This window comes from Streptococcus pseudopneumoniae, from assembly GCF_038148935.1.
Lineage (GTDB): Bacteria > Bacillota > Bacilli > Lactobacillales > Streptococcaceae > Streptococcus > Streptococcus pseudopneumoniae_U.
The window spans coordinates 1-382 of sequence record NZ_JBBJZX010000221.1 but is presented as its reverse complement, the minus strand read 5'-3'; the positions used below and the strand labels follow the sequence as shown (position 1 = coordinate 382).

Annotated in this window: 1 protein-coding gene; it reads right to left on the bottom strand. The window is 41.9% G+C overall.

The features are described from left to right. On the bottom strand, positions 1-382 hold a 382-nt coding region (locus WKI42_RS10710; protein WP_368081913.1), incomplete at both ends, for a PD-(D/E)XK nuclease family transposase.

Sequence of the window (382 nt, the reverse complement as noted above, 5' to 3'; positions counted from 1 at the left end):
GACTAGATGGTTTTCTTGTCCGTTGTTTGTGATGGTTAAGACCTCACCTGTCGTGTCCTCTCGCATACTAAAACTGTGAAAGGCTAAATCATCTTGAAAATAATTACTGTCCACGATAGCAATAGCGTATACTGGTGCGATGTGTTTATAACTTTGGTGAGTGTTTCCTTCTTGTTGGCGAATTTTTTCGAGATTTTGATTGACCTGACTACACAGGTAAGCCCACAGGCGATTGACGAAAAAATTCTGATGATGCACCTGAATCTCAATGATAACCTGTGTCCCATTGTCTAGTTCAGCTAAAACGTCTATGCTGGTATAGAAATCCTGAGCCGAGTAGGGCAGGGAAGGCAAGACATGAATATTGCTCCCCTCCAAAATA